The sequence below is a fragment of the Bacillus sp. B-jedd genome, from assembly GCF_000821085.1.
In the GTDB taxonomy this organism is placed as follows: domain Bacteria; phylum Bacillota; class Bacilli; order Bacillales; family Cytobacillaceae; genus Bacillus_D.
Genome location: NZ_CCXR01000001.1, coordinates 569,960 through 589,538, shown reverse-complemented (window position 1 = coordinate 589,538; position 19,579 = coordinate 569,960). Strand labels below are relative to the sequence as shown.

The following is a 19,579-nucleotide window of genomic DNA, read 5'->3' as shown; positions in this document are numbered from 1 at the left end:
GATGGGGTGTTTTTATTTAGTAGGTTCATTTTTTCGGATATATTGGTCATTTTTTTGGATTGTTGCGAGAAATGAAAGCGTTTAATATTGGGATACAGGTAAGAAAGCGCTTTATATTTCAGATATTGAACAGGAGAGATTGGAGAATGAAAAAGAATAAGTTATTGTCTGCGGCCCTTGTTGCAGCTTTAGGGATTTCCGGCCTGCTTGCTGGCTGCTCATCCGATGACAAAGAAAAAGCTTCCACGAAAAAAGGCGAAAGCAAAGAATTAATTGTTTACTCCCCAAATCCTATTGAATTTAACGAACCGCTTGTAAAGGAATTTGAAGACGAAACCGGCATCAAAGTTGAAGTCATTTCAGCTGGTGCGGGGGAACTGCTCAAGCGTATCGAATCCGAAGGGGATAATCCGCTTGGCGATATTATGTGGGGAGGTTCATTATCTTCACTTCAGCCATACACCGAAAGATTTGAAACTTACAAGTCAAAAAATGAAGGCAACGTTCCAGATGAATTCAAAAACGAAGATGGCAAGATTACTAGGTTCTCCCTTGTTCCAAGTGTCATCATGGTAAACAAGAACCTTGTCGGCAACCTGAAAATCGAAGGTTATGAAGATCTGTTGGATAAGAGCCTGAAGGGCAAAATCGCGTTTGCGGACCCTTCCAAGTCTTCCTCTTCTTTTGAACAAGTCATCAACATGCTTTATGCAATGGGCAATGGCGACCCTGAAAAAGGCTGGGATTACGTCGGCAAGCTTATCAAAAATCTTGACCATAAGCTTTTGAGCGGCTCCTCTGCAACTTACAAAGGCGTAGCTGACGGCGAGTATTCTGTTGGCCTGACGTTTGAAGAGCCGGTCATCAATTACATGAATGACGGCGCTCCAGTAGAAGTAGTTTATCCAAAAGAAGGCACTATTGTTAAACCTGATGGCGTCGCAATCATCAAAGGCGCTAAAAACATGGATAACGCCAAGAAATTCGTTGATTTCATTACCAATGAAGAATCCCAAACAATGGTCGCGAATGAATTGAACCGCCGTCCGGTCAATTCATCTGTAAAAATCAAGGATGACAATGGCATGAGGCCGCTGTCTGAAATTAAATTGATCCAGGACGACCAGGATTGGTCTAACAAGAACAAGGAAGCCATTCTCGACAAATTTAAAGATATATTCACAAGCAATTAATACCCTTGATAGAGTATGAGCGGCAGCCTGCTCATACTCTATCATTTTCAGCAAGTATCAGCTTTTGAGAGCAAGAGGAGGACTTACTTTGAGTACAGCTATCACTTTCGAACACGTACGTAAGGATTATGAGAAAAAGACCGTTATCCCCGACTTGAACCTGACGATTAAACCAGGCGAATTATTCACTTTGCTAGGCCCTTCCGGCTGTGGCAAAACAACCCTGCTCCGCATGATCGCCGGTTTCCACAGCATTGACGGAGGAACCATTTCATTCGACGGCCAGCCCCTGAATGATATCCCTGCCCATAAACGGAATATCGGGATGGTTTTCCAAAATTACGCCATTTTCCCCCATATGACAGTCTACAATAATGTGAAATATGGTCTGAATAACAAAAAGATCAGCAAGGCGGAAATGATTCAACGCTTAGATGATATTATAGAAACAGTCAAAATAACCGAATACAAAGACCGCCTGCCAAACCGCCTATCCGGCGGGCAGCAGCAGCGTGTCGCTCTTGCCAGGGCCATCGTCATCCATCCAAAAGTTCTGCTTATGGACGAACCGTTGTCCAATCTTGACGCGAAACTGCGGATCGATATGCGCAGGGCCATCAGTGAAATCCAAAAGAACATTGATATTACCACCGTTTATGTGACGCACGACCAGGAAGAGGCTTTGGCCATTTCTGATAGAATTGCGGTCATGAAAGATGGAATCATTCAGCAGGTCGGCTATCCAGATACCCTTTACCTTCGCCCAATTAATACTTTCGTCGCATCGTTCATCGGCCATTCAAATTTATTTGAAGGCCAGGTGGAAAAAGAAAATGGAAAAACATTCGTTTCTTTCATGGAAGGATATCGTGTTGAAATGGGTAATCTCAAGGATACTGTTGCCGATAAAGAAAAAGTGATGGTTGCCATCCGCCCTGAAGAGTTCATGTTTTCCGACAGCGAACAAGGAATCCGCGCGAAAGTAAAGCACCGGAACTTCCTTGGCAAATATATTAATTATGAGCTTGTATTGGATAATGGGACGAGCGTTGAATTCTCGCAGGATACGAATTTGAAAAACCGTTTCATCGACGAAGGCGACATTGTCTATCTTGAGGCGATAACTGAAAAAATCAACGTGTTTACAGCGGACGGCGAAGAAAGCCTGATAGATGGAGTGGTCCGTTATGCGGAATAAATTCAAACCGGATTTCTGGAATGTTTCTACCATTGTTGTATTCTTATTCTTTGCGGTATTCTTGATTTATCCTTTGGGATCTCTGCTGCTGAGCAGCTTCCAGGCCAATGATGGCACATTTACACTAAAGCATTTCATCACTTTTTTCGAGCGGAAATACTACTACCAGTCATTATTGAACAGCTTGTCGGTGACCGTTTCCGTCACCATCCTGGCCATCGCCATCGGTGTTCCGCTTGCATACTTGATGACCACCTTGAAAATCCGCGGAAAAGGCCTAATCGAAATCCTGATTATTATTTCCGTTCTGTCGCCTCCTTTTATCGGCGCATACTCGTGGATTTTGCTGCTGGGACGAAGCGGCGTCGTTTCAAAGTTTTTCATGGAACACTTCGGGGTCACCTCCCCGAGCATTTACGGATTCGGCGGGATCCTGCTCGTTTTCACTTTGAAACTATTCCCTTACATTTATTTGTATGTATCAGGGGCGCTGAAAAAAATTGACTCCTCCTTAAGTGAAGCGGCGGAAAGCCTCGGGACAACCGGAGTGAAGAAAATGGTTACGCTTATTTTGCCATTGATCCTCCCTACCGTTCTGGCTGGAGCCATGCTAGTGTTCATGAACTCGCTTGCCGATTTCGGTACGCCGATGCTGATTGGTGAAGGCTATTCGACAATGCCTGTCCTCATATATTCCGAGTTTATAAGCGAGGTTGGAGGCAACGCCCACTTTGCCGCTGCTCTGGCGACAATTATGATTTTGATTACAACGATTATTTTTATCGCGCAAAAATATGTAGTGAACAAGAAGTCTTATGAAATGAGTTCCCTTCGCCCGATCCAGCCCGAGAAGGCAAAGGGTTGGAAAAACTTTTTTGCCCATGCGTTCATTTATGTTGTTGTCGGGTTGGCCAGCATCCCGCAAGTGACCGTCATTTACACGTCATTCCTGAAAACACGCGGTGCTATGTTCATTGAGGGTTATACCCTTGACAGCTACCGGAAAGTGCTAGACAGGATGGGTGATTCCATCTTGAACACTTATCTTTATGGTATTATTGCCTTGGCAGTTATCATCGTCCTCGGCATGCTGATTTCATATGCATCCGTCAGAAGGAAAAATGCCCTGACGTCCTTCCTGGATACAATTGCAATGTTCCCATACATTGTCCCTGGGTCAGTCCTTGGTATCACCCTTCTGCTGGCATTTAACAAGTCGCCGCTCCTGCTAAGCGGAACCGCGGCAATCCTGATTATTTCATTCATTATCCGCCGCCTTCCGTACACGATGCGCTCAAGCGCGGCAATCATTTACCAGCTTAGCCCGAGCATGGAAGAGGCGTCGATCAGTCTTGGGTATTCCCCTTTCAAGACATTCATCAACGTTACCGCAAGGCTGATGATGCCTGGGGTTCTTGCCGGTGCGCTGTTAAGCTGGATCACTGTCATTAACGAATTAAGTTCATCGATTATTTTATTTACCGGCAATACAAGAACCATGTCCGTGGCAATCTATTCGGAAGTGATCCGGGCAAGCTACGGAACAGCCGCTGCCCTGTCTACCATTTTGACAGTGACAACTGTTGTTTCTCTATTAATCTTCTTTAAAGCGACAGGTTCCAAGGAAGTAAGCTTATAATTATAGGCAACCCCCAAACGGGGTTGTCTTTTCTACATTCCTAACATCTTTTGAAAAGAGGGTGATGAGATGGATTCAGCCAGGAAAGTTACCAGTGCATACCGGAAGGAATTAAAAAAGTCCTTGATCAGATTCGGTGTCGTACCAGTTTCAATCGTAACCCTTCTTTTTTACAACCTGCTTTTCATGATCGGCCTTCACTTGGTGAAAGAAAATAATCTCGAGGAAAACGAAAGGATAACTGGACGGCTGCTGGCGAAGTTTTCGCAGATTTCCGAAGAAAGCAGGCGTCTCGCCAATGAATTGGATCTCTACCGTCTCGAATATTCAAGTTCCTATCGGGCGGAAATGTATGGACAGTTATACGGTGCCGCCAATAAACAAAACCTGCGCAGCTTATTCTCTGTCATCGATGCCGATGGAAATGTACTCGCCACAAACTGGACCGAAACGAGTGATGAAAACCAGAGGAATACAGCCTGGTATATTGGCAAACGCCTTAAAAACAGCACATCCCATAAAAGCCTTATGTATCCGAACCGCCAAAGTCTTCGAAATGACCGGGTATTTTATAATATCGTCAATCCTATTTTCGACCGTGACGAAAAGATAAGCGGCTATATCATCTTTAACCTGCTTGAAAACCAGTTCCGGCAGCTGATGAACAATGTGAATTATACCGATATCATTATTGCCGACCGATTCGATAACAGCATTTTGACAACAAATGAAATGCTGCTGACGAAAACCGGAAAAATAGCGGCTGTCGACAAGAGCCTATATGTCGTGAACAAAAAAGAAATGTTGAACGGGACAATTGCTGTGTATTCCATCTCTAATATCGGGCTGTTTAAATATATTTACAAAATCGGCCTGTTTACTCTGATTGCTTTCTTTTTATTAATAACAGCAGGGACGATCGTTTTTGCCAATAATTCCTCGCGAAGAAAAATGAGGTCAATTGACAAGCTGCTTTCCATTATAGATAAAGCAAAAATGGGTGAATTCCATCAACAGGCCACTTTTGAAAAAGAAGATGAATTTCAGGTTATCGGTGAATATGTACAACAGCTGCTGAAGGATATTGATACTCTTATGCTCGAGAATCGGGAATATATCGAGCGAAGTTCGAGGGCTGAAATTAAGCAGCTCGAGATGCAAATCGACCCTCATTTCCTATTTAATACACTTGAGAATATTAGATATATCACCAGAATGGATCCAGCGAAAGCGGAGCAGCTCATTCTGATTCTATCGAGCCTTCTTCGCTACAGCATCAATAACCGGAATCAGTACAATACGATTGAACAGGATATCAGCTACCTAAGGAGCTATTTGACACTTCAGCAAATCAGGTTTGGGGATGCTTTGGACTATACGATTAGTGTTCAGGATGGACTTGAGAATTGCAGGCTCCCAAAACTGATTATCCAGCCGCTGGTTGAAAATGCGATAAAATATGGTTTTATCACTAAAGCTTCATTAAAAATAGACGTGATGATTAAAAGCACCAGAAAAGCGTTATACTTGATTATTCGTGATAACGGCGAAGGTATTGAAAAAAGCCGGCTAGAGGAGCTGGAGTCCTCTATAAAGCATGGCGAAAATAATACTAACCATATCGGAATTTATAATGTTAACCGGCGAATTAAATTGCTGTATGGCCAGCAATATGGACTAAGAATCTTTAGTGAAGAAGGAGCCGGTACTCTCATCATTATCCGGATGCCCATTATAAAGGAGGATTGAAACCGCTATGATTACCGCAATCATTGTAGAAGATGAACAAATCATCCGCAAAGGGCTAATGTATACAATGGACTGGAAAGGAATGCAGACTGAAATCGTCGGGGAAGCCGCCAATGGCAAAGAAGGCCTTGAAAAAATAATTGAACTGCAGCCAGATGTGGTGATAACAGACATTAAAATGCCGATCATGAGCGGAATTGAAATGGTGGAGCAGGCTTTAAAGGAATATGATTTTGAGACGGTCATCCTATCGAGCTACAGTGACTTCGAATATACGAAGAAGAGCATCCAGCTGCAGGTCTTTGACTATTTGTTGAAGCCCGTTGATGAGGCAGCTTTAAAAGCGGTTCTTGAATCTCTCCGCCGAAAGCTTGAAACGAAACGGAAATATGAACTGCTGACGAAAAAAGTCGATTTCGATTCTTTGGCGGCTTTATTCTTTCCGGATGAAAAAAGTGATTCCAGTTATAGTTCCTATACGATGCAGGTGATTGACAGCATCAAGCGGAGGTATGCGGAAAAACTCAGTCTTGAGGATCTGGCAACAGAAATGGGAGTCAGTCCAAGCTACCTGAGCAGGGTTTTTAAAAAAGATACAAATGGTACCTTTCATCATTATCTGGCCCAGCATAGAATTCGTAAATCGATTCCTTTATTGCTTTCGAACCAATATATGGTTTATGAAATCGCCGAAATGACCGGCTTTACAGAGTATAAGCAATATAACACAGTCTTCAAGAAATACACTGGCTATTCGCCAACCGAATTCATCCAGAAAATCAGATTTGATAAATAATTTGATTTGTTGTAATCAGATTTGCCAGGCAATCAAATAATCAATGCCATTTATTTGATAAAACTCTTAGCTAATAGTCTGCCTATTAAAGCTGTCACAACTGCTATTATCGGGATATACACGGTTGTGCCGGTGTAGATTGATGAAATAAATCCGAGTATGGGGACAATAAACATTACAATACCTGCCACAATAATTGATTGCTTTTTGTTCAACCCTAATCTATTCATATTATATCCCCCCAACACTTCATATTTTACTATATTTTGGAACTTAGAGATAGTTTCCTTGGGTATTTCAGAAATGATGGGACGGGATGTAACGTTAAAAAGGGAGCGGATGAGCGCTCCCTTTCTTTATTGGAGATTTATTTTGATAGTGCTGTCCGACCAAAAATCCGGGGTGTAGTGGAGCTGCAGCCCTTTGTCCCCTGCGGGTTGCTCGAATGATAATGTGCCGGTAACTTTTCCTCCCGGCGCCAGTTCACCCGATTGTAACGCTGTGTCGCTGTCGACCGTAGTGAACGCCTGGTCGACGATTTGCCCTTGGCTGTTGGCCATTTTGAAATCAAAAGGGTTGTAGGCGATATTTTCATTCCCTGAATTGTTAATTTCGACAGTGACAATGACAAACTCATGTCCCGCCTTTGGCTTATCAAAGTCATTGCCGTTTGACTTTGCAACCTTGGAAACCGTAAGTATATTATCCCCCAGCTTAACTTGCTCGCCGACTGCAAATACTTCCTTTACGGGCTTATCTTCTTTCGCAGTGCCTTTCTCTTCTCCAGTGGAAGTACCTGCAGCCTGGCTTACCTTTTCAGGTTTTTCATCTGCTCCACAACCGGCTAAGGCAAACATAACACTGATTCCTATCAATCCTGCAAAAATCTTTCTTATGACATTGTGTATCATTTTATATCCTCCCAGACTGCTATTTTCTGTTTCTCGCTTTCGAAACCGCTTCGGTTGCCATTTCATACATTCTTTCCACACCGAGGCTGGATGCCTCGAAGCTGTAGGCATGCTTTTCATCAATCCCTAAATTGCCTGCTTCCTCCGCCGCATCAATATTTGCGCCCATGAAGATGAATTCCCAGCTGTATTTTTCCTGCTGGTGCCGGATTAGGTTCTGCACCTTTTCATAGGTGAACTCCCTGCTCGCGTTTTCCATCCCATCGGTTGTAATCACAAAAACGATTTTGCCGGGCCGCTGCTGTTCCTCCGTTTTTGCCAGCCTGCAGCCAACATCGACAATCGTCTTGCCGACCGCGTCAAGCAAAGCGGTCGTTCCCCTTACGAAATATTCACTTTCCGTCAATTTCACTTTTTTGGCATTAATTCCGCTCCCCAATATCTCATACTTGTCATCGAACAGGACCGTCGTTACGATTGTTTCCCCGTCAAGTCCGGCTTGGCGTGCAAGAAAGGAATTGTAGCCGCCAATCGTATCTTGTTCAAGCCCGGCCATGGAACCGCTGCGGTCAAGAAGAAAAATAATTTCTGTCAAATCTTTGTTCACAATACGTCAACTCCTTTGGTTTACTTGATATAATAGTAACTTGATATGCCTATCAATTGGTCGCCTGCCGGGCGACAAATACGGAGGTCTGTTTTAATGCTTGATCAAAGAATCCTTAATGAATTGGAAGACTATATAAATGAACATCTTGAATTAGTTGTTCTAGAGCGCGCTATTTACTCACCTGAAATGTCCGAGCCCGAACTCATTTCTGAGAGCTTATCGCATATGGAAATTGAAAAATTCATCAAGGAAAAGCGCGAGCCTGTCCTGCGGGATGTCCTTTTCAATTTCATTGACAGGAAAGGCGCAACTGACGCGGATATCTATAAGAAGGCTTTGATTGACCGGCGCCACTTCTCAAAAATCCGCTCCAACCCAGACTATCGACCTGGCAAAAACACAGTCATCTCCCTAGCGCTTGCCCTTGAACTCAACAAAAAAGAAACCGGCAAGCTGTTGGGCTCCGCCGGTTACTCATTATCAAACAGTGATATGTCAGATCTTGTGATTTTATTTTGCCTGGAAAGGAAGATTTATGATATCGACCAGGTTAATATGGCTTTGGAATATTTCAGCCAAAAACCGCTTGGCGGAGTGATTGCTTAACTAAACAAAAACCAAGGGATGGAAAGTCATCCTCTTGGTTTTCGTTATTTATTCTTGTTGTTTAGCCAGCAGCAGGCGCCGCGGGAGCAGCGGCTGCCCCAGCACCTCTTTGGCCAAGCTCCTGGTCAATCAGTAAAAGAGCGGATGGATTATTGGCTGCCAATGTCAGGCGGGAAACAATCGTTTGCGCCTGTGCTTCCTCATCAATCTGCTCCCTCAGGAATTCCTGGATGATTACAGCAGTCTGCGGGTCAGTCTGATTTGCATAATTGAAGGCCTGCCTGTAGGCATTAGTGACAAATTGCTCATGAGAAAGCACCTTCTGGAACGTTTCCAGCGGCGTTCCAAAGTCACTTGGTTGAGCAGGAACATTTGCAAGCTGGACTGTACCGTTCTTATCGACTACATAATCAATAAGCTTCAGCATGTGCGTCCGTTCCTCTTCAGACTGCAGCCGCAGCCATTTCGCCATTCCGGTATAATTCAGCCTTCCCATATAAGCAGACATCGCCAAATAGAGTGTTGTTGACACATGTTCAATCTGAATAAGATTATTCAACAGCTTTTGGAGTTCTTCATTCATTTTCTCCGCCCCTTTAATCATGAAAATAACAGATGGTGTATTGTATTTTTATTTGGGCGAAATGAAACTTGTCCTTTTGTATAGTTCTTTTTTGCAAAATAGAAAGTCTTGAAAAACAGCGCTGTTATCCTTGATTGTTGATTTCCACTCTGTTCCAATCAACTTAAAATTGAAAATCAACACTCACCTTTAACTGAGCCTAAAAAATATAAAAATCCAGGGTCAATTTCCTGCCCTGGATTACTATACTATACAGTTGCAATTAACCCCGTTTTGCAATCATTTCAATTTCTACTTCAGCCCCGAGCGGAAGTGCCAGCACAGCTACTGTGGTCCTGGCAGGGAATGGTTCGGAAAATTGAGTTTGATAAACTTCATTCATATCTGCAAAATTGTTCATATCTGTCAGATAAACATTCACCTTGACCACGTCATCAGAAGTCAGTCCGGCTGCTTCCAATACGGCAAACAGATTCGCAAAACATTGTCTCGTTTGTTCCCCGATTCCGCCTTTCGTCAGTTCACCAGTAGATGGGTCAATCGGCGTCTGGCCGGATAAATAGACGAGTTCCCCCGCATCGACCGCGTGTGAATATGGTCCGACAGCCTTCGCGTCTTTCGATTCATACGATTTTCTTGGCATTTTAATTCCTCCCCTTAATCTTTTAATCTTCCTTAGTCTGTGTATTATACACCCAATTTTTCTCTTTTACCAACGAAGTAGTAAATAGAATCGTAGCGAAAACTTAGAGCCCGAGCAGCAACTGATCACCAGGCCTTCGGGCTCTAAACGATGACTTAGTGCCCGAACAGCTTTCGACTAACACGCCTTCGGGCTCTAAACGATGACTTAGAGCCCGAACAGCTTTTGACCACCTGGTCTTCGGGCTCTAAACGATGACTTAGTGCCCGAACAACTTTCGACTACAAGGCCTTCGGGCTCTAAACGATGACTTAGTGCCCGAACAGCTTTCGACTACCCGGTCTTCGGGCTCTAAACGATGACTTAGAGCCCGAACAGCTTTCGACTACCTGGTCTTCGGGCTCTAAACGATGACTTAGTGCCCGAACAGCTTTCGACCACCAGGCATTCGGGTTCTAAACGATGACTTAGTGACCCCATATACCCTATATTTGCCAAAAACACTTCTTTCATGTTATAAATAACGTATGATATATATCAACTGATATTAACCTCGCAGAAGGAGCAAACTACATTGCCACCAAAGAAGAAATTTACCAGAGAACAAATTGTTGATGCAGCTTTTGAAATTGCCAAGGAGGAAGGTCTTGAGGGAATTACAATCAGAAAAATCGCACAGGAAATGGGAAGCTCGATTGCTCCGATTTACGTGAATTTTGCTGATGTGGACGAAGTAAAGGAGGCGGTTTTAGGAAAAATCCATGACATTTCCCAGGAGATGCTGAATACAACCTATTCCGAGGATACTTTCCTTAACATTGGGATCGCCAGCCTGAAATTCGCCAGGGAGTACAGTGTGCTTTTTAAGGATTTGGTTTTGAATAGTAAAACCCTCCTTGATAAGGTGCAGCCTGATCCTGGCAGTATTTTTGGCAGAATGCAAAAAAGCGATAGATTAAAAGACTTCAATCAAGAAGAGCTGGCTGAAATTTTATTTAAAATGAGAGTCTTTCAGCTTGGCCTTTCTGTTATGGATGTGAATGGAATGCTGCCTGGGGAGATGAGTGATAAGGAGTTAATCGGCATTCTAGAAAGAACTGGCGGGGACATTATAGAAGCCGCCCGCCTGCGCAAGCATTGGGGTTAGATTGATATGGGGAGAGATGGGAATGAAGAGTGATGTCATGCAAATGAAGATTGAAGATTTTTTTAGGGAAAGGGTGCGAAAGGACGAAAAAGTCAAGAATGCATTTTTACTGGTCCATTCCGGCAAACATGGCTTTCATATGAATCTTGCTGAAGGAACGACTGACGGGCAGCCGGCTAATCCCAACCAGCCCTATTACATTGCCAGTGTCAGCAAACTTTTCGCAGCTGTCCTAGTTGGCATGTTAGCGGAGGAAGGAAAGCTTTCATTCGAAGACCCGATTGCCGATTACTTGGATCCTGAACTTCTGGCCGGGCTGCATGTCGTTGACGGCAGGGATTATATTCATGAGGTAAAAATCAGGCACCTATTAAATCATACTTCTGGTCTCCATGACTTTGTGGAGGATAAATCGAAAACTACGACATCCATGCGCGATTTAATTTTTGATGAGCCTGACCGGATGTGGACACCCCAAAACACGCTCCAGTGGGCAAAAGAAAGTCTAATCTCCCATTGTCCACCGGGGAAAAAATTCCACTACTCAGATACAGGCTATCATTTGTTAGGGTTAATGATTGAAAAGATTTCAGGCAGGCCATATCACGAAGTTCTGCACTCCTATATTTTCGAGCCTTGCGACATGGAACATTCCTCTTTTGCGAATTATTCCGAGCCTAAGGTGAAGTCCGATTATCCGACCGCGGGTTTTTTTGGAAGGAATCAGGATGTTTCGAAACAAAAGTGCATGTCTTTATTGTATGCGGGAGGCGCAATCATTTCGACCACCAACGACCAGTTGAAATTTATGAAGGCGCTAGTGAACGGGGAATTACTAAGCAAAGAGACGATGGAAAAAATGAAGGACTGGGCAAAATTCTTTTTCGGAATTGATTACGGATACGGCATCATGAATATCAAGACAATTCCCGTCCTGATGCCGAAAAAATACAACTCGTGGGGGAATGCCGGTTCGACAGGTACATTTCTGTTTTACCATCCTTCCACGGATTCTTACGTCGTCGGCGGTTTAAATGAAATGACGTATGGGCAAAAAGGGATTCAATTTATGCTCAAGGTCGTCGATAAGCTTACGAAATAATTAACAATGAAAACGGCGGCCGTCCACGTTGAATGGACGGCTGCCGATACTTATTCAAACTCTATTTTTGCAAAAAAACAACTGCTTCATAAGGCCTTAACACAAGCTTCTCTGCTCCAAGCAAAATGTCCTTATAATTCTGGACAACTGCCTCCGCGCCAGCCGCTTCGCCAATCAGGGTTTTATCCTCAAGGATCAACTCGTTCCCGCCGAAGTTGCAAAGGACTATCAGCTTTTCATTTTCGGTATTCCGTTCATAAGCGAACAATGATGGATGATCACGGAACAGTAAATGGAAATCGCCTGTTGTGATGACATCAAGCTTTTTCCTTAGTGAAATAAGATGCTGGTAGTGATGGAAAATGGAGTCCTGGTCCTTCAGGGTCCGTTCAACATTGATTTCCGGATAGCGCGGATTCACTTCAATCCAGGGAATGCCGCTTGTGAAACCGCCGTTCGGGCTGCCGTTCCATTGCATCGGCGTCCTTGCATTGTCACGCCCTTTTGCATAAATGGACTCCATTATTTTTTCATGGGGAATGCTTTTTTCGCGCTTTTCCTTGTACATATTCAGAGTCTCGACATCCTGGTACTGTTCAATCGATTCAAAGCGGACATTGGTCATCCCAATTTCCTCGCCCTGATAAATATAAGGGGTCCCTTGAAGCATATGCAGGCAGGTGGCAAGCATCTTCGCGGATTCGATCCGGTACTCCCGGTCATTGCCGAAACGGGAAACGATCCGCGGCTGGTCATGGTTATTCCAATAAAGGCTGTTCCATCCGATGCCATGGAGGCCATTCTGCCATTTCTCGAAATTCTCCTTCAGGTCGATCAGGTCCAGCGGTTTCAGATTCCACTTTTCACCGGGCCCGCTATCAAGGCCCATATGTTCGAACGTAAAAACCATATTAAGTTCCTTATTTTCCGGATCCGTGTAAACCTTCGCATGGTGTACCCTTCCGCCCGGCATCTCCCCTACTGTCAAAATATCATATTTGGACAGCACTTCGCTGTTCATTTCCTGAAGGAATTCATGGATACGCGGGCCGTTCATAAAGTACGGGCTGCCATCACCGAAGGAAGCACCTTCATGGAAAATCCCATCCGGAAGGCCGTCCACTTTTGAAATGAAATTAATGACGTCCATCCGGAAACCGTCAATTCCCTTATCGAGCCAAAATTTCATCATGTTATAAACTTCTTTACGCAATTCAGGGTTTTCCCAGTTCAGGTCTGGCTGCTTTTTTGAAAATATGTGAAGATAATACTGGCCAGCTTCCTCATCATACTCCCAGGCCGGGCCGCCAAATACTGAGCCCCAATTATTCGGCTCAACGCCATCCTTACCATCACGCCAATAATAGAAATCACGATAACGGTTGTCCCGCCCGTTTTTTGACTTAACGAACCATTCATGTTCATCGGATGTATGATTGACGACGAGGTCCATGATGATCTTCAGCCCCCGCTCATGGGCTGCGGCCAGGAGCCGGTCGAAGTCCTCCATCGTGCCGAACTCTTGCATGATGCTGTAATAATCGCGGATATCGTAGCCATTGTCATCGTTCGGGGAGTCATATACCGGGCTAAGCCAGATTACATCGGCGCCAAGTTCTTTTAAATAATCGAGCTTCAGGGCAATCCCATTGATGTCACCGATGCCATCCCCGTCCGAGTCGTAAAAACTCCTTGGGTAAACTTGATAAACAACACTCTTTTTCCACCAATCTGATTGTTTCATGTGAGCATCCTTCCTTGCCTGTCATACAATTTTTTACTGATTCTTCCGGCAAAATTTGTCCTCCGATCATTTTACCACTTTCCACCCAGTTTCTCACTGAATCATCTTCACTCAGACTTCCCTCAATTAAAATCTAGGCTATGTTATCCTTGATTGTTGATTTCCACTCCGGGGACATGCTTTCCGCGGGGCGAAGCATCTACCTGAATTTGCTTCGTGCAGCTTTGCGACGAGCTGAAGGTTCGCTTCCTCGAATAGTCTGTGGCGCAGGAGCAGTCTTTTTGGAGCCTCCTCGGCGTCATAGACGCCTGTGGGGTCTCCACGTGCCGCTCCATCCCGCCGGAGTCAGTCCCCTCCGTTCCAATCAACCTATTCGAAAATCAACACTCATCTTTAATTGAGTCAAAATCTAAAAAGATAGGCGTGGAAAAAAAGAAAGGAATCATTGGCTGAAAGCTGGCAGCCGGACAGTAAACTTCGTGCCTTTTCCGGGCTTGCTTTCCACCTGAATGGTCCCTTTGATGGAATGGATGATTTTATATGTGACAGACAGGCCGACGCCAGTCCCTTTTTCTTTAGTGGAGTAAAAAGGCGTTCCAAGGAGTTTTAGCTGTTCTTTCGACATCCCCTTGCCATTATCCTCGATTTCAACAAGGATGCTATTCTTTTCCCTGAATGCCCGTACATGGATTTCGCCTTTCGACCCAACCGCCTCGATACTGTTTTTCAGAAGATTCACGAACACCTGCTTCACCTCTGAACTTTCCGCCTTGACGGGAAGATTCTTCGCTACATCAGAATAAATCCTGACCGTTTGCAAATTCGTATACGATTCCATTAGTTCAATGATTTTTTCCAGCTCGGCTTTCAGGTCAATTATGCTTAATTCTTCAGCGGCCGGTTTTGCCAGGGAAAGATACTCGGAAAGAATTGCTTGGGAATGGTTCAGTTCTTCCAAGGAAATTTCCATGTATCTTTTCTGCGCTTCCGTCAAATTATTATCGTTTTTCATTAACTGGAGAAATCCCCGCACGGAAGTCATTGGATTGCGCACCTCATGGGCAACCGAAGCAGCCAGCTGGCCAATTACATTATATTTTTCCGCCTGCTGGACCTTCGTTTCCAATTCTATTTGCCTGCTCAGGTTCTCAAATATGAAAATGACAGATAAGAGCGCGACCCAGGCAATGAAAGAAAAGATGAAAACCATTCCAATGCTAGCTGCGTGCTCGCTCGAAAAGAGCCAAATATGCCTTGAGAAAGCCACCACCCAATGAATGACACTGCACAGGATAATTTTTGTTCTGACAGAATAGCCCCTGAATTTTTTAGCCAGTATACAGAGCATGGAACCGACTATGGCAAAATTGATGGCTGTCAGCAAAGGGTCACCATTCTGAATAATAATTTTATATCCCATGGCTATAAGCAGGAGAATGTTCCCGATTAAATTGGATCCATATAAAAAAGCAATAATAATAGGAATGAGTTTCAAATCAAATACTAGTTTACCGTCATAATGAACAGTGAAGGTAAGGGTTAGAAGCAGCGAGATGGCAAGGACAATAAGAAGTTTTGGCTTGATTCCCTTTTCCTTTAAATCCTTCTTATGTAAAAATAAATGATAAGACCAAATTGGAAAAAGGACCATTAAAACCTGATTCAAGACAAGTTCAATATTTTGAAGCATCGCGTTTCTCCTTACAGCGGAATAGATGTGATTCCGCCAATATATATATCAAAGATTAAATTCTACATTTCTTTTCCAAATCCTGTTTTTATTTCTAACATTTTGTAATATTATGTATTTTGACAAATGGAAACCGGACAGCTTGGTTACTGTCCGGCCCTTTTGATTATAGTCATTTCTCGCGATGCTCAAATGTCTTACACGCCGTTTCCTCTACATTCGCAGCTTCCCGGCCTGTCTGGGCTATAACATAGATTGAATCAGCGACACACTCATCGCCTTCCGCCCAATATTTACAATTTTCCACATTACATTTCACTTCAATTTTCATTAGAACCCCTCCTTAAAAAGGTTGTTGAAATAATACCCTTTTTGGAGGATGCATAATCACATGTTTTCACAGACAGTTTTTTAAAAATAAGGCTCTGTTATCCTTGATTGTTGATTTCCACTTCGGGGACATGCTTTCCGCGGGGCGAAGCATCTACCTGAATTTGCTTCTTGCAGCTTTGCGACGAGCTGAAGGACACTTCCTCGAATAGTCTGTGGCGCAGGAGCAGTCTTTTATGGAGCCTCCTCGGCGTCCTAGACGCCTGTTTGTCTAGCTGCAGCGCTTGTCGGGGCTGACCAAGGCGCTTCCGCTTTTCGAGGGGTTTCCACGTGCCGCATCATCCCGCCGGAGTCAGTCCCCTCCGTTCCAATCAAACTTCATTGAATATCAACACTCACCTTTAACCGAGCCAAAAACTAAGGAAAAAATAGTGCGAGGTTCCTACTTCCCTCCTGTAAAGGAGATACCTTTTATGAAATAGCGGTTAAAGAATGCATAGATAAGCAAGACTGGCAGGGTAAATACCATTGAAGCCGCCATTATATAATTCCAATAGCTGACGAATTGACCTTTAAACGTATTCAATCCCAAAGGCAGAGTAAACATTTCAATGTCTGTCATGATAATCAATGGCCGCATGAAATCGTTCCAGAAACCCATAAAGATAAAAATCGCCTGCGCTGCCAGAGCAGGTTTTGCCAACGGAAGGACAATTCTGAAGAACGTACCAAAACGGCTTAAGCCATCCATCTCGGCTGCTTCCTCCAGCTCCTTAGGGAAATTAACGAAGAACTGGCGCATCATAAAAATATATGTCGCGTTAATCATACTAGGAACAATCATACCTTGATAAGAATTCAGCCAGCCCAATTCCTTCAATATTAAATAGTTTGGAATCATCGTAACTTGCGCCGGGATCATGAGCACCCCAAGGATGATAATAAAAAGCGGCTTTCTGCCCGGGAATTTCAAGCGGGCTAATGCATAACCAGCCATTGAATTGAATGTCAGGTTTAAAAAGGTCCCAACAACAGCGATAAATAGGCTATTGAACATCCACCTTGGAAAATGTTCCTGTTCCACAAATATTTGCTTATAGTTTTCGAGGGTAAAATTCTTTGGGATAAAGCTCATCGTTCCGCTTACAATCTCCTGAAGCGTTTTAAAGGATGACGACATGGCCCATAAAAAAGGGACCAGAGTCGTTACCGCATAACCGCACAGAATCAAATAAAGAAAGATTTTTCCTATGCTATATTTCTTCTTCATTTCCTTCCCCCCTTAATACAATGATTCTTCCTTCGAGAATTTTCGCTGTAGCAATGTCGCTATCAAAATGACAATTGCAAGCAGGAACGCAAGCGCGGAGGCATAACCCATCGTACCAAGTGTTTTAAAAGCATATTGATACACAAGCAGCACGATCGTAAGGGTCGAGTTATCCGGGCCTCCCGAACCTGCGGAAAAAATATACGACTGGTCGAACAACTGGAACGTTCCAATCAGACCCATAATTACGACAAATGAAGTGACCGGCCTTAAATGCGGAACGGTTATATTCATGAATTTTCGGATTGTGCTGGCCCCATCCAGCTCAGCCGCTTCATAAAGAGAATCCGGTATGTCCTGGAGGGCAGCCAGGTAAATGACCATAAAGAAAGGAGCGGTTGACCATATATTCATGAACATGATGGCATTTAGGGCAATCGCAGGATCACCGAGGAAGTTATATGTAGGGAGCCCCAGAAAGTCCAGCAAATTATTGATCAAACCTTCCTTGTTATACATCCACATAAAAATCAACGTTAAAACCGCGGAAGAGGTCAAGGTTGGCAAAAAGTAAACAATTCGGAAAAAATTCTGCCCTTTTATACCGGCGTTCAAAGTCGATGCCAGTATCAGTGCGAGGATAGTCTGGCACGGGACAACGATGATAACATACTTGAACGTATTCCATAGAGCGATCTTCGCCCTTGTGTCATCCATAATTCTAGTGAAATTATCCATGCCAACGAAGTCAAAGCTTGCAGTTCCAAGCAACTGAACTTTATGGAATGCCAGAAAAAGAGTATAAAAGATAGGGGTAATGATAAAAACGAGCAGCACCAGTATGGCAGGCGACATAAAAGCGTATCCCTGGCCGGCTTCACGGAGGTTTTTTCTTGAAAATGCGGATTTCATATTTGCCCAACTCCTCTTCAAAATAAGTAAAAGCCCCGTAACCACTGTCAGAACTTTTTCTGTTGAAGTCTACAAATGACTTCAACAGAAAAAGTTCTACAGGAAAAAGGGGGAAAGGAAGTTAGTTCCCTTCCCCTTCCGCCAGGACTATTTTGAGCCTATTTCAGAATTCGCCTGCTTTTCAGCTTCTTTCAGTGCTTCGCCAAGCGGGCGCTTGCCAAGGAATGCACTCATAAACTGATTATTGAAGTTGTTCATGATAATTGGCAGGTTCGTGCCTTCGGACCATACAGTCGCATAGGAAGCACCAGCTACAAGAGCCGAGCGCAACTCATCTTTATCATAGCCAAGCTTTTCGGCAACTGATTTCCGCGTTGGCAGGGCATAGCCTTTACTCGTCCATGTTTCCATGCCTTCTTTGCCTGTCAGATAGGAAATCAGTTTCCATGAAGCCTCTTTCTTTTCAGACGCGGCATTCATGACATATGCTACAGAATAGGCCATTGTCGATTTTTTACCATCTACCACCGGCAATTCCGCTGTTCCATACTCAATATCAGGGAATGTATCAGCAAGGAATGGGATGGCCCAGTTTCCTTCAATGACCATTGCCGCTTTGCCTTGTCCAAAAATTTCACCGCCCCAGCTGACACCGACTTCTTTCGGTTCGACGGCTGTTTTATCGACATTATGCATATCAATGATTGGCTGAAGCGCACTGACAACTTCATCTGAAGCAAAATTGGCTTTATCATCCTTGACAATATCTCCGCCAGTCGACTCACCAATCCAGAACATACGCGCAAGCTCCGGAGCTACCCCAAACCCATAAACTCCATCCTTGGTTAATTTCTTTGCTGCTTCACGGAATTCATCAAACGTTTTCGGCACCTCTACGCCCGCATCGCTGAGCAACTTTTTGTTGTAAAATAAAGCGAGGGTTGAATAATCTTTAGGGAATCCGTAAGTTTTGCCATCCTGAATGAACGCTTCCGCCAACGGCTTTTCAAAATCTTCCACGTCAAAATCATCTGTTACATACTCATCAAGCGGCTCAAGAACTCCTGTTTCAATCAGAGCAGGCGCCTCAAAAGCATCCAAGTAGAAGACATCAGGGCCTTCACCGCCAATCAGCCTTGTTTTAATGACATCCATATATTGCTCTGAAATAACTTCATATTTCACTTTTACATCTTTGTGCTTTGATTCAAAATCCTCGATAACCTGCTTCAAAAGTTTTTCTTCAGTCGGGTTCCCTCCCCAACCGGCAAGCGTCACTTCCACTGGTTTACCGCTGTCACCCGACTTTTCTTTGTCCTTATTTCCTGAAGACTCCTTGGTGCCGCTGCAGCCGGCAAGAATCCCGGCCATGAGTACTGATGCAATGCCAACTGTTGAAAGCCACTTTCTCATTTTCATTATCAAAGCCCCTTCCAATTTTTTTCGAATTTTATAT

The 19,579-nt window shown here is 43.9% G+C and carries 19 protein-coding genes; 8 read left to right on the top strand and 11 right to left on the bottom strand.

All coding sequences use genetic code 11. From position 1 onward, the window contains the following. The first annotated feature begins 146 nt into the window (after positions 1 to 146). The 5 genes from BN1002_RS02865 to BN1002_RS02845 all read left to right on the top strand — a co-directional run bounded on the left by BN1002_RS02865 (position 147) and on the right by BN1002_RS02845 (position 6,575). Positions 147 to 1,193 (top strand): ABC transporter substrate-binding protein, encoded by a 1,047-nt coding sequence (locus BN1002_RS02865; RefSeq protein WP_048823538.1) that lies wholly within the window; start codon positions 147 to 149, stop codon positions 1,191 to 1,193. Positions 1,194 to 1,281: 88 nt separating this feature from the next. Further along, positions 1,282 to 2,391 (top strand): ABC transporter ATP-binding protein, encoded by a 1,110-nt coding sequence (locus BN1002_RS02860; RefSeq protein ID WP_048823537.1) that lies wholly within the window; start codon positions 1,282 to 1,284, stop codon positions 2,389 to 2,391. Further along, positions 2,381 to 4,030 (top strand): ABC transporter permease, encoded by a 1,650-nt coding sequence (locus tag BN1002_RS02855; protein WP_048823536.1) that lies wholly within the window; start codon positions 2,381 to 2,383, stop codon positions 4,028 to 4,030. Before BN1002_RS02860 ends, BN1002_RS02855 begins: the two co-directional genes overlap by 11 nt. Before the next feature lie 69 nt (positions 4,031 to 4,099). Then, the gene (locus tag BN1002_RS02850; RefSeq protein WP_048823535.1) at positions 4,100 to 5,779 is read left to right on the top strand and encodes a cache domain-containing sensor histidine kinase; all 1,680 of its coding nucleotides are present in this window, start codon (positions 4,100 to 4,102) and stop codon (positions 5,777 to 5,779) included. Between the two features lie 7 nt (positions 5,780 to 5,786). Next, positions 5,787 to 6,575, top strand: a complete 789-nt coding sequence (locus tag BN1002_RS02845) for a response regulator transcription factor (RefSeq protein ID WP_048823534.1) — start codon at positions 5,787 to 5,789, stop codon at positions 6,573 to 6,575. 50 nt (positions 6,576 to 6,625) lie between these two features. On the opposite strand, the gene BN1002_RS02840 is transcribed toward BN1002_RS02845, so the two are convergent. The 3 genes from BN1002_RS02840 to BN1002_RS02830 all read right to left on the bottom strand — a co-directional run bounded on the left by BN1002_RS02840 (position 6,626) and on the right by BN1002_RS02830 (position 8,093). After that, on the bottom strand, positions 6,626 to 6,805 hold the full coding sequence (locus BN1002_RS02840; protein ID WP_048823533.1) for a hypothetical protein: 180 nt from the start codon (positions 6,803 to 6,805) through the stop codon (positions 6,626 to 6,628). A 126-nt stretch (positions 6,806 to 6,931) separates the two neighbouring features. Continuing rightward, positions 6,932 to 7,486: a DUF4352 domain-containing protein gene (locus BN1002_RS02835; RefSeq protein WP_048823532.1), complete on the bottom strand. Its 555-nt coding sequence runs from the start codon at positions 7,484 to 7,486 to the stop codon at positions 6,932 to 6,934. Between the two features lie 19 nt (positions 7,487 to 7,505). Continuing rightward, positions 7,506 to 8,093 (bottom strand): vWA domain-containing protein, encoded by a 588-nt coding sequence (locus BN1002_RS02830; protein WP_048823531.1) that lies wholly within the window; start codon positions 8,091 to 8,093, stop codon positions 7,506 to 7,508. 96 nt (positions 8,094 to 8,189) lie between these two features. Between BN1002_RS02830 and BN1002_RS02825 the strand changes: the two genes are divergently transcribed. Then, positions 8,190 to 8,702 carry a hypothetical protein gene (locus tag BN1002_RS02825; RefSeq protein WP_048823530.1) on the top strand — a complete coding sequence of 171 codons (513 nt, stop codon included), beginning with the start codon at positions 8,190 to 8,192 and terminating at the stop codon, positions 8,700 to 8,702. 61 nt (positions 8,703 to 8,763) lie between these two features. Here the strand turns inward: BN1002_RS02825 and BN1002_RS02820 are convergent, their stop codons facing one another. Further along, on the bottom strand, positions 8,764 to 9,285 hold the full coding sequence (locus BN1002_RS02820; RefSeq protein WP_048823529.1) for a ferritin: 522 nt from the start codon (positions 9,283 to 9,285) through the stop codon (positions 8,764 to 8,766). A 262-nt stretch (positions 9,286 to 9,547) separates the two neighbouring features. Beyond that, a complete protein-coding gene (locus tag BN1002_RS02815; RefSeq protein ID WP_048823528.1) occupies positions 9,548 to 9,928 on the bottom strand; it encodes a RidA family protein in 381 nt (126 codons plus the stop codon). Between the two features lie 574 nt (positions 9,929 to 10,502). Between BN1002_RS02815 and BN1002_RS02810 the strand changes: the two genes are divergently transcribed. Continuing rightward, positions 10,503 to 11,075 (top strand): TetR/AcrR family transcriptional regulator, encoded by a 573-nt coding sequence (locus tag BN1002_RS02810; protein WP_048823527.1) that lies wholly within the window; start codon positions 10,503 to 10,505, stop codon positions 11,073 to 11,075. Between the two features lie 22 nt (positions 11,076 to 11,097). Continuing rightward, the gene (locus BN1002_RS02805; RefSeq protein WP_048823526.1) at positions 11,098 to 12,177 is read left to right on the top strand and encodes a serine hydrolase domain-containing protein; all 1,080 of its coding nucleotides are present in this window, start codon (positions 11,098 to 11,100) and stop codon (positions 12,175 to 12,177) included. A gap of 61 nt (positions 12,178 to 12,238) precedes the next feature. Here the strand turns inward: BN1002_RS02805 and BN1002_RS02800 are convergent, their stop codons facing one another. The 6 genes from BN1002_RS02800 to BN1002_RS02780 all read right to left on the bottom strand — a co-directional run bounded on the left by BN1002_RS02800 (position 12,239) and on the right by BN1002_RS02780 (position 19,542). Next, positions 12,239 to 13,921: a glycoside hydrolase family 13 protein gene (locus tag BN1002_RS02800; RefSeq protein ID WP_048823525.1), complete on the bottom strand. Its 1,683-nt coding sequence runs from the start codon at positions 13,919 to 13,921 to the stop codon at positions 12,239 to 12,241. A 442-nt stretch (positions 13,922 to 14,363) separates the two neighbouring features. Next, a complete protein-coding gene (locus tag BN1002_RS02795) occupies positions 14,364 to 15,611 on the bottom strand; it encodes an ATP-binding protein (RefSeq protein ID WP_048823524.1) in 1,248 nt (415 codons plus the stop codon). A 172-nt stretch (positions 15,612 to 15,783) separates the two neighbouring features. Continuing rightward, complete coding sequence (locus BN1002_RS23130) at positions 15,784 to 15,942, bottom strand: DUF1540 domain-containing protein (protein WP_082036089.1); 159 nt, start codon at positions 15,940 to 15,942, stop codon at positions 15,784 to 15,786. Between the two features lie 441 nt (positions 15,943 to 16,383). Beyond that, on the bottom strand, positions 16,384 to 17,211 hold the full coding sequence (locus tag BN1002_RS02790) for a carbohydrate ABC transporter permease (protein WP_048823523.1): 828 nt from the start codon (positions 17,209 to 17,211) through the stop codon (positions 16,384 to 16,386). A gap of 12 nt (positions 17,212 to 17,223) precedes the next feature. After that, a complete protein-coding gene (locus BN1002_RS02785; protein WP_048823522.1) occupies positions 17,224 to 18,123 on the bottom strand; it encodes a carbohydrate ABC transporter permease in 900 nt (299 codons plus the stop codon). Positions 18,124 to 18,270: 147 nt separating this feature from the next. Further along, positions 18,271 to 19,542 (bottom strand): ABC transporter substrate-binding protein, encoded by a 1,272-nt coding sequence (locus tag BN1002_RS02780; protein WP_048823521.1) that lies wholly within the window; start codon positions 19,540 to 19,542, stop codon positions 18,271 to 18,273. Positions 19,543 to 19,579: the final 37 nt, after the last annotated feature.

Excerpts from the sequence above, each read along its gene's own strand:
- BN1002_RS02865 (WP_048823538.1), top strand. The coding sequence starts at position 147 with ATGAAAAAGAATAAGTTATTGTCTGCGGCCCTTGTTGCAGCTTTAGGG.
- BN1002_RS02855 (WP_048823536.1), top strand. The coding sequence starts at position 2,381 with ATGCGGAATAAATTCAAACCGGATTTCTGGAATGTTTCTACCATTGTT.
- BN1002_RS02850 (WP_048823535.1), top strand. The coding sequence starts at position 4,100 with ATGGATTCAGCCAGGAAAGTTACCAGTGCATACCGGAAGGAATTAAAA.
- BN1002_RS02845 (WP_048823534.1), top strand. The coding sequence starts at position 5,787 with ATGATTACCGCAATCATTGTAGAAGATGAACAAATCATCCGCAAAGGG.
- BN1002_RS02840 (WP_048823533.1), bottom strand. The coding sequence starts at position 6,805 with ATGAATAGATTAGGGTTGAACAAAAAGCAATCAATTATTGTGGCAGGT.
- BN1002_RS02835 (WP_048823532.1), bottom strand. The coding sequence starts at position 7,486 with ATGATACACAATGTCATAAGAAAGATTTTTGCAGGATTGATAGGAATC.
- BN1002_RS02825 (WP_048823530.1), top strand. The coding sequence starts at position 8,190 with ATGCTTGATCAAAGAATCCTTAATGAATTGGAAGACTATATAAATGAA.
- BN1002_RS02820 (WP_048823529.1), bottom strand. The coding sequence starts at position 9,285 with ATGAATGAAGAACTCCAAAAGCTGTTGAATAATCTTATTCAGATTGAA.
- BN1002_RS02815 (WP_048823528.1), bottom strand. The coding sequence starts at position 9,928 with ATGCCAAGAAAATCGTATGAATCGAAAGACGCGAAGGCTGTCGGACCA.
- BN1002_RS02805 (WP_048823526.1), top strand. The coding sequence starts at position 11,098 with ATGAAGAGTGATGTCATGCAAATGAAGATTGAAGATTTTTTTAGGGAA.
- BN1002_RS02800 (WP_048823525.1), bottom strand. The coding sequence starts at position 13,921 with ATGAAACAATCAGATTGGTGGAAAAAGAGTGTTGTTTATCAAGTTTAC.
- BN1002_RS02795 (WP_048823524.1), bottom strand. The coding sequence starts at position 15,611 with ATGCTTCAAAATATTGAACTTGTCTTGAATCAGGTTTTAATGGTCCTT.
- BN1002_RS23130 (WP_082036089.1), bottom strand. The coding sequence starts at position 15,942 with ATGAAAATTGAAGTGAAATGTAATGTGGAAAATTGTAAATATTGGGCG.
- BN1002_RS02790 (WP_048823523.1), bottom strand. The coding sequence starts at position 17,211 with ATGAAGAAGAAATATAGCATAGGAAAAATCTTTCTTTATTTGATTCTG.
- BN1002_RS02785 (WP_048823522.1), bottom strand. The coding sequence starts at position 18,123 with ATGAAATCCGCATTTTCAAGAAAAAACCTCCGTGAAGCCGGCCAGGGA.
- BN1002_RS02780 (WP_048823521.1), bottom strand. The coding sequence starts at position 19,542 with ATGAAAATGAGAAAGTGGCTTTCAACAGTTGGCATTGCATCAGTACTC.